Origin of the sequence: Streptomyces sp. NPDC002773 (genome assembly GCF_040295605.1) — a bacterium.
Lineage (GTDB): Bacteria > Actinomycetota > Actinomycetes > Streptomycetales > Streptomycetaceae > Streptomyces.
Genome location: NZ_JBEOVO010000035.1, coordinates 56,903 through 65,378 on the forward strand (window position 1 = coordinate 56,903; position 8,476 = coordinate 65,378).

4 protein-coding genes and 1 pseudogene are annotated in these 8,476 nt (G+C 71.3%); all 5 read left to right on the plus strand.

Features of this window, described 5'->3' with window-relative positions; translation table 11 throughout:
* The first annotated feature begins 144 nt into the window (after positions 1-144).
* Positions 145-618, plus strand: coding sequence for a hypothetical protein (locus tag ABT034_RS29855; RefSeq protein WP_351220189.1), 474 nt, complete (start codon positions 145-147; stop codon positions 616-618).
* A gap of 121 nt (positions 619-739) precedes the next feature.
* Entirely contained in the window at positions 740-2,764 is a 2,025-nt protein-coding gene (locus tag ABT034_RS29860; RefSeq protein ID WP_351220190.1) for a flotillin family protein, read from the plus strand.
* Between the two features lie 97 nt (positions 2,765-2,861).
* Positions 2,862-7,718: a DNA repair ATPase gene (locus ABT034_RS29865; RefSeq protein ID WP_351220191.1), complete on the plus strand. Its 4,857-nt coding sequence runs from the start codon at positions 2,862-2,864 to the stop codon at positions 7,716-7,718.
* A gap of 114 nt (positions 7,719-7,832) precedes the next feature.
* A complete protein-coding gene (locus ABT034_RS29870; RefSeq protein ID WP_351220192.1) occupies positions 7,833-8,264 on the plus strand; it encodes an NfeD family protein in 432 nt (143 codons plus the stop codon).
* A gap of 3 nt (positions 8,265-8,267) precedes the next feature.
* Positions 8,268-8,476, plus strand: a pseudogene (locus ABT034_RS29875) (hypothetical protein); the annotation flags it as partial.

Here is an 8,476-nt window from a genome sequence, read left to right on the forward strand (position 1 = left end):
AACCGGCATCAAGAAGGCGTCAAAGACTGCCTGGTTACGGCAATGCCAAAGCCGCGATCCTCCAGCAGGATGGCTCCACGGGAAGGCACGGGCGTGGTCCTGATGCCGGGAGACGGAAACCGTGATGTCAGGGGGGAGAGGGCCGTGGAAGAGTTCCTGAGCGCCGCCTTCGGGTTCCCCTCGTTGTCCTTCAGTGCGGCCCTGGTCGCCGTGGCGGTGTTCTGGCTGCTGGTGCTGCTCGGAGCGGTGGAACGGAGGAGCTTCGACGGCGACGTGGACGCGGTGGGGCTGCGTCTCGGCCGGCTGCCCGTCTCGGTGGCGGCCTCCGTGTTCGTCGTGGCCGGCTGGGTCCTGAGCGTCAGCGGATCCGTACTCCTCGGCCTTTCCGATGTGCCCCGCCCGTTGTCCGCTCTGCTCTCGCTCGCCCTGCTGGTGCTTCCTCCCATCGCCTCGTGGTGGGCCACACGGCGCCTCGTGGCGCCGCTTGCGAAGTTGTTCCCCGACGAACCCGGGCCGTTCCGGCAGGACGTCACCGGTCTGGCGGGGCCGCCCGAACGGGACCGAGCCGCCGCCTTCGGGCACCACCGCGCCGCTGCGCGCACGCGGCGACGCAGGTAGCCGTCGTTCCGGGAGTGCGCGCCGTCCGGTGCTGCCGCCAGGTCGACGGCCCCCGCTCGCCCTTCCCCAACGCCGCCCGAACGTGCGGCTCCCGCTTCCTCCATCGACACGGGGTTCTCTCATGGATGCCATCACCACGGGCATCGGCGTGCTCGTCGCCGTTGTCCTGCTCATCGTTCTCACGCTGCTCTTCGTGGTCAGTCGGCTGTTCCGCAAGGTGGAGCAGGGTAAGGCGCTGATCGTCTCCAAGATGCGGAAGGTCGACGTCACCTTCACCGGGCAGGTCGTCCTGCCCGTGCTGCACAAGGCCGAGATCATGGACATCTCGGTGAAGACCATCGAGATCTCCCGGACGGGCCGCGACGGTCTGATCTGCCGGGACAACATCCGCGCCGACATCCGGATCTCGTTCTTCGTCCGGGTCAACAAGACGGTCGAGGACGTCATCAAGGTCGCCCAGGCCATCGGGACCGCCCGGGCCAGCGACAAAGAGACATTGCAGGAGCTGTTCAACGCCAAGTTCTCCGAGGCGCTCAAGACGGTCGGCAAGCAGCTCGACTTCACCGACCTGTACACCAAGCGTGAGGAGCTGCGGTTCCGGATCATCGAGATCATCGGCATCGACCTCAACGGCTACAGCCTGGAGGACGCGGCCATCGACTACCTGGAGCAGACCCCGCTCACCCAGCTCGACCCCGGCAACATCCTGGACGCCCAGGGCATCCGGAAGATCACCGAACTGACAGCTGTCGAGAACGTCCGCACCAACGAGTTCCGCCAGCACGAGCAGAAGGAGATCACCCGGCAGAACGTCGACGCCCGTGAGGCGATCCTGGAGCTGGAGCGGCGCCAGGCCGACGCGGAGATCAAGCAGAAGCGCGAGATCGACACCGTACGGGCCCGTGAGGAGGCCGAGACGGCGCGGGTGGTGGAGGAGGAGCGGCTGCGGGCGCAGAGCGCCTTCCTGAAGACGGAGGAGCAGCTCGGGATCCAGCGGGAGAACCAGGCCCGCGAGGTGGCGGTGGCGCAGAAGAACCGCGAGCGGGTCATCGCCGTGGAGAACGAGCGGATCGAGAAGGACCGCCTCCTGGAGGTCATCGCCCGCGACCGGGAGACCGAACTGACCCGCATCTCCGCCCAGAAGGAGGTCGAGTCGGAGCGCAGGGACATCGCCGAGGTGATCCGGGAGCGGGTGGCGGTGGACCGTACGGTCGCCGAGCAGGAGGAGTCCATCAAGCGGCTGCGTACGGTCGAGGAAGCCGAGCGGACCCGGCAGGCCGTCGTCATCGCGGCCGAGGCGGAGGCGCAGGAGAAGCTGGTCAAGGACATCAAGGCGGCCGAGGCGGCCGAGCAGGCGGCGGTGCACCGGGCCGCCGAGGAACTCACCCTGGCCGAGGCCCGCAACAAGGCCGCCGACATGGACGCCCGTGCCAAGATCCGCCTCGCCGAGGGCGTACAGGCCGAGGCCGCCGCCGAGGGACTCGCTGCCGCGCAGGTACGGGAGAAGGAGGCCGACGCGATCGAGAAGACCGGCCGTGCCGAGGCGGAGGCCACGGAGGCACGACTGCGTGCCGAGGCGGTCGGTACACGAGAGAAGGCGCTGGCCGAGGCGACCGCGATCGGCGAGAAGCTGAAGGCCGAGGCAGCCGGTCTGACGGAGAAGGCGGCGGCGATGGCCGCGCTCGACGAGGCCTCCCGCACCCATGAGGAGTACCGGCTGCGCCTGGAGGCGGAGAAGGAGATCCGGCTCGCCGGCCTCGACGTGCAGCGGCAGGTCGCCGAGGCGCAGGCCACCGTCCTCGCCACAGGCCTGGAGAGCGCCGACATCAACATCGTCGGCGGGGAGTCCGCCTTCTTCGACCGCCTGGTGCAGTCGATCGCGCTCGGGAAGTCCGTCGACGGCTTCATGGACCACTCCCGGACCGCGCAGGCGCTGGCCGGCCCGTGGCTGAACGGCGAGGGTTCCTTCACCGAGGACCTGACCAAGGTGCTCGGCTCGCTGTCCACGGGTGATGTTCAGAACCTCAGCGTCTCGGCGCTGCTCGCGAAGGTCATGAAGTCCGGTGTGCTCGACGCGCACGCCCCCGGACCGGCCGCCGCGACTTCGGCCGACCCTGCCGCGCTGAACGGCGCGGCCACGAGCTGACCGCCCCGGGGGGAGCGGTCATAGCGGGTCCGGTGCCGGCATACGGGGGTTGTCGGCGCCGGGCCCGCATCCATCACGGGACAAGGAGCGGATCGACATGAGCACCGGAATCGACCAGGACACGTACGCGGTGCTGCGCGACCGTCTCTCGGCGCAGGCGACGGAACTGGCCAGGCGCGCCGACGCGCTCAACACCTCCCGTACCGCCGCCTTCGGTGCCGGCGGGCTCGATCTCACCGGCACCGCACGCATCCGCACCGAGCGCGCCGGCGTACTGCTGGACGTCGCCGCCGTCGGGGACGACGTCCTCCTGTTCGGCTGCCACCCGGCCTCCGCGGGGAGCGCCGAGCCGTCGGTCGCCGACGTCTTCACCCTGCACGACCGCGACCTGAAGCCGCTGTCCGAGGACGCGGTGCCCGGACTCCTCGACGACCCCGGCTTCGTACGGGAGTTCTCGGCGCTGCACCGGTACTTCCGAGGCGCGCGCCTGCTGCGGCTGAGGCGCGTGGAGGGCCGGCTCCTCGCCGTCTTCCGGACCGGGGAGAAGGCCGACGACCTCCGCGTCCTGCGCTGGTCGATCGAGCCGTCCGGCGAGACACGCTTCCTGGACGCCCAGGGAGAACGCGACCATGTCGTCCCTCCCTCGCACGACGTGGACTGGGTGGAGACGACCCGCGACGACCACGTACAAGGGCGGCACCCGCACATCTCGCTCGACGGCCGTCTCTTCGTCACCACGGTCGGCGGGACGCTGACGGTCAAGACGGAGAACGACGCCGAGACGGCCGAGGGTGTGTACGCCGAGCCGGTCGTCGAGCCGCTCCAGGCGCTGGCGGACGCCGAGGTCGCGTACGCGGTCGTGGGCGCCCTGATCCTGGTGCGCGTCCGCCCGTACAAGGAGGAGGCCGTCCGCCACCTCGTCTTCAACGCTCTGACCGGGAGCGTGGTCAGGCTCGACGGCATCGGTCAGGCGTGTCTGCGGCTGCCCGGGGACGAGGGGGTCGTGTTCCCCGGTGGCTACTGCCTGGCCTCCGGTGCGGTGAAGACCTTCGACACCGATACCTCGGGTCTTGTCTTCGACCGGCTGATCCGTTCGCCCAACGGAGAGGACATCCTCTTCGCCTTCCACACGCGGCCGGAGCGCCGCGGCCTTCTCCTCCCGTACAACCTGATCCGCAAGGAGATCACCCATCCCGTCTCCTGCCGCGGATACGCGCTGCTCGACGACGGGACGATGGTCGTCCTGAGGGACGGGTCCGGCGAGCCCGGCCGGGTTCACCCGGTCCAGATCTGGCGGACCCCGTACCTCTCCGACACGCACGTGACCCGTTCGGTGGACGGCCCGCTCGCCCGCATCGGCAACGCGGATCTCGTCCGCGGGATCGCCGACTGCCTGTCGATCGCACGTCAGGCCACCGAGCTGACCCCCGCCGGCGAGGTCTACGAGGCACTCGTCGCCGCCTGTGTGCGCGCGGGCGACGTCCACCACTGGCTGGGAGACCCGGAGACCGGCGACCTGCGCACCCCGCTGACCGAACTCCGGGCCACCGCCGCGCAGGTCCTCGACGAGTTCGAGACCGTGACCACACTCACCCGGCAGGCGGCAGAGGCTTTCGCCGAGTCCGCCCAGCAGGTCGGCCGACTGGTACGGCGCGTCCGGGGCGAGGCGCCCGCCACGGCGGAGGAGTGGATCTCCCGGATCACCGAGCTCCGCCGGGCACAGGGCCACCTGGTGACCCTGAAGGACATGCGGTACGCCGACACGGCCGCCATCGACGCCCTCGCCGGGGACGTCGAGGCCGACATCGCCACGGTCGCCCAGCGGGCCGTCGCCTTCCTCCAGCGCGAGGACGCCTTCACCGCCCACCACACCGAGGCGGAACGGCTCGCGACAGAGGCCGGCGCCGTCACCACCGTGGCGGGCACGGGCCCGGTCGCCGACCGGATCGACACGCACACCGCCGGCCTGCGGACCCTCAGCGAGATCATCGCCGGCCTCGACATCGGCGACGCCACCGTCCGCACCTCGATCCTGGAACGGATCGCCGACGTCCTGGGCGCGCTGAACCGCGTCCGGGCCCTCCTCGCCGCCCGTCGCGCCGAACTCCTCGACCAGGAGGGCCGGGCGGAGTTCGCCGCTGAGTTCGCCCTGCTCGGCCAGGCCGTCACCGGCGCGCTGGCCGCCGCCGACACCCCGGACCACTGCGACGACCAGCTCGGCCGGCTGCTGCTCCAGTTGGAGAACCTGGAGTCCCGCTTCGCCGAGCACGACGGTTTCCTCGGCGAGATCGCCGACAGACGCGCCGAGATGTACGACGCCTTCACCGCGCGCAGGCAGTCCCTCCAGGACGCCCGTGCCCGCCGCGCCGAGCACCTCGCGGCATCGGCCGAGCGCGTCCTGGAAGCGATCGCCCGGCGAGCCGTGGCCCTGGCCGACCTGGACGAGGTGAACACGTACTTCGCCTCCGACCCCATGGTCGCCAAGGTCCGGCGCACCGGCGCCGAGCTGAGGGAACTCGGCGACGAGACACGGGCGGAGGAACTGGAGGGCCGCCTCGGCGCTGCCCGGCAGGAAGCCGGACGGGCGCTGCGGGACCGTACCGAGCTGTTCGCCGACGGCGGCGCCACGATCCGGCTCGGCCGACACCGCTTCGCCGTCAACCGGCAGGCCCCCGAACTCACCCTCGTACCGCACGGGGACACCCTCGCCCTCACCCTGACCGGAACCGACTACCGCGTGCCGGTCACCGACCCGGAGTTCGCCGACACCCGTCCCTTCTGGGACCGGACCCTGCCCTCAGAGTCGCCGGAGGTCTACCGGGCCGAATATCTGGCCGCACGCCTCCTGGCCGAGCACGGCCCCGGCAGCCTGGCGGGCGAGGACCTGGCCGCGCTCGCGCGGCGGGCCGCCGAGACCGCGTACGACGAGGGGTACGAGCGCGGCGTCCACGACCACGACGCGGTGGTGATCCTGGAGGCCGTCCTCCGGCTGCACGAACGGATCGGGCTGCTCAGGTACCCGGCTCCGGCACGCGCGGCCGCCCAGATCTTCTGGGCCCACGTCGCCACCGCCGACGCCCGCGAGCAGTGGACCCGCCGGGCGGACGCCCTGACCCAGGCCCGTGACCTCTTCGGCGCGGAGTCCGCCCTCGACGGCCTGCGGGACGAGCTGGCCGAGGAGATCGGCGACCTGGTGGCCGCCGCGTACCTGGTCGAGGAACTCACTACCGCGCCGGCGGGCTTCGCCGTCTCGGACGCCGCGCGAACCCTGCTCGACACGTTCCGCCGCGCCGTCGGCACCAGCGCCTACGACGACGCCCTCGCCTCCCTCACGGAGCCGCGCGCGCGGCGCCAGCTCGTCGAGGCCTGGCTCACCTCCTACACGTCGGCGTCCGGGGAACGGTTCGACGAAGGCGTGCTCGCCGAGGCCGTCGCGGTCGAGCTCTGCCCGGACCTCGACCGCTACGAGATCGCCACCCCCACCTCGGAGACGGTCACCGGGCTGCTGGGCAGCCACCCCCGCGTGGAGGGACGCGCGCTGGCGCTGCGCCTCGACGAGTTCCTGGCCAGGACGCGGGATTTCGCCGCCACCGACGTGCCCGCCTTCCGTGCGTACCAGGAGCGCAGGGCTCGGCTTGTCGCCACCGAACGCGACCTCCTCCGCCTTGCCGAGTACCGGCCCCGGGTCATGTCGTCCTTCGTCCGCAACCGGCTCGTCGACGAGGTCTACCTCCCCCTGATCGGCGACAACCTCGCCAAACAGCTCGGCGCGGCCGGAGACGCCAGGCGGAGCGACTCCCAGGGCCTGCTGCTGCTCCTCTCCCCGCCCGGCTACGGCAAGACCACACTGATCGAGTACGTCGCCGAACGCCTCGGCCTGCTCCTCGTCAAGGTCGACGGGCCTGCTGTCGGGCAGCGGACGGTCTCCCTCGACCCCGCCGAGGCCCCCGATGCCACCGCCCGCCGGGAACTGGAGAAGATCGCCTTCGCCCTGGCGGCGGGCAGCAACGTCCTGCTGTACGTGGACGACATCCAGCACTGCTCGCCGGAGTTCCTGCAGAAGTTCATCCCGCTCTGCGACGCCACCCGGACCCTGAACGGGCACGACCTGCGCGGCAAGCGCTTCGCCGTCTGCATGGCGGGAAACCCCTACACCGAGTCAGGGCAGGCCTTCCGCGTCCCCGACATGCTCGCCAACCGGGCCGACGTGTGGAACCTCGGCGACGTGCTGACCGGCAAGGAGGGTGCCTTCGCTTTCAGCTTCGTCGAGAACGCCCTCACCTCCCACCCCGTCCTCGCCCCGCTCGCCGGCCGCGAGCGCTCCGACCTGGAGCTCCTGACCCGGCTGGCGGCCGGCGACCCGACGGCCCGACGCGACCGGCTCGTCCACCCCTACGTCCCCGCCGAACTCGACCGGGTCCTCGCCGTCCTCCGCCACCTCCTCGCCGCCCGCGAAACGGTCCTCGCCGTCAACGAGGCGTACATCGCCTCGGCCGCCACCGCCGACGCGGCACGGACCGAACCGCCGTTCCGGCTCCAGGGCTCGTACCGCACGATGAACAAGATCGCGGCCCGCATCTCGCCCGCCATGAACGACACCGAACTCGCCGCCGTCGTCGACGACCACTACACCGCCGAGGCCCAGACCCTCACCACCGAAGCCGAGGCCAACCTCCTCAAGCTCGCCGGGCTCCGCGGCAACCTCACCCCGGCACAGGCCGCCCGGTGGGCCGAGGTGACCGGCGCGTACACACGCACCCTGGCGATCGGCGGTTCCGGGGACGACCCCCTCGCCCGAGCGGTCGCCGCCCTGGGCCTGCTCGCCGACCGCATCACCGCCGTCGAGACCGCGATCACCCGCGCGACCGACCCCCGCCACCCCCTCGCGCGCCCCACCGGGCGGCACGCGATGCACCGCGCTGACGCCCCCGCTCCCGAACACCGCCAGAACTGACACAGGAAGAGGAGAAACCACTGCCCGAGCGTGCCACTCCGCAAGGAGGGGTAGAAACGACAAAAGGTGCACTTTTTCAGTCCTCCACGGAGTCGCATCCGCAGGGAGAGCGCCATGGATCCATGGCTGGTCTGGTTGATCGCCGCAGGGGTGCTGGCGGTGGCGGAGATCTTCACCCTCACCGCCGCGCTCGGGATCCTCGGCGTCGCCGCGGCCGTCACGGCGGGAGCCGCCGCCCTGGGGCTCTCGACACCCTTGCAGCTCGTGGTGTTCACCGCTCTGGCCGCGACCAGCCTGTTGTTCGTGCGCCCCGTCGCCGCGCGCCATCTGCGGGGGCCGCAGACCGAGCGCTTCGGCACGGACGCGCTGGTGGGCCGCCCCGCCCATGTCGTGTCGGAAGTGACAGGCCTGGGCGGCAGGGTCCGCATCGGTGGCGAGGAGTGGACGGCCCGCGCCTACGACGAGACGCTGGTGATACCTCCGGGGGCGACCGTCGATGTCATGGAGATCGACGGCGCCACCGCCGTCGTCTACCCCCGGGAGTGAGTCATGGACGTGCCGGGACTGCTCATAGCCGGTCTGATCCTCGCGGCGCTCGCGGTGTTCACCGTGGTGCGGGCGGTACGCATCGTGCCGCAGGCGCGGGCCCGCAACGTCGAACGCCTAGGGCCTGTTGCGAAAGCGGCTGAGGAAGCAGTTCCGCACGCCTCCGTCGCTACTCTGGGTACGACCGCGATGCAGGGGGCAACGGTGGGACG

What these genes read in the sequence shown, in the direction of transcription:
- ABT034_RS29870 (WP_351220192.1), top strand. Translation starts at nt 7,833, where the DNA reads ATGGATCCATGGCTGGTCTGGTTGATCGCCGCAGGGGTGCTGGCGGTG.
- ABT034_RS29865 (WP_351220191.1), top strand. Translation starts at nt 2,862, where the DNA reads ATGAGCACCGGAATCGACCAGGACACGTACGCGGTGCTGCGCGACCGT.
- ABT034_RS29860 (WP_351220190.1), top strand. Translation starts at nt 740, where the DNA reads ATGGATGCCATCACCACGGGCATCGGCGTGCTCGTCGCCGTTGTCCTG.